This is a genomic window from Fictibacillus sp. Mic-4 (assembly GCF_049843615.1).
Taxonomy (GTDB): Bacteria; Bacillota; Bacilli; order Bacillales; family Fictibacillaceae; genus Fictibacillus_A; species Fictibacillus_A gelatini.
This window is the reverse complement of record NZ_JBBHZM010000130.1, coordinates 1-325: the sequence shown is the minus strand read 5'-3', so window position 1 is coordinate 325 and position 325 is coordinate 1. Positions and strand designations below refer to the sequence as shown.

The 325-nt window shown below is 51.4% G+C and carries 1 protein-coding gene; it reads left to right on the top strand.

The genetic code is table 11. The annotated features are described in order from the left end of the window. On the top strand, nucleotides 1-325 hold a 325-nt coding region (locus WD019_RS21805), incomplete at both ends, for an aldehyde dehydrogenase family protein (protein ID WP_425712825.1).

The following is a 325-nucleotide window of genomic DNA, read 5'->3' as shown; positions in this document are numbered from 1 at the left end:
TGGAAATACAGTGCTATTAAAGCCATCAAATACAACGCCGGTCATTGCGGCGAAATTCGTAGAAGTAATGGAAGAAGCAGGCCTTCCTGCCGGCGTTCTTAACTTCGTTCCTGGAAGCGGTTCTGAAATCGGCGACTACCTTGTGGACCATCCGAAAACACGTTTCGTATCATTCACCGGTTCCCGCGATGTCGGCTGCCGCATTTACGAACGTGCCGCCAAAGTACACCCTGGCCAAATCTGGCTGAAGCGCGTCATTGCGGAAATGGGCGGAAAAGACGCGGTTGTCGTTGACAAAGAGGCGGATTTAGAATTAGCGGCTTCA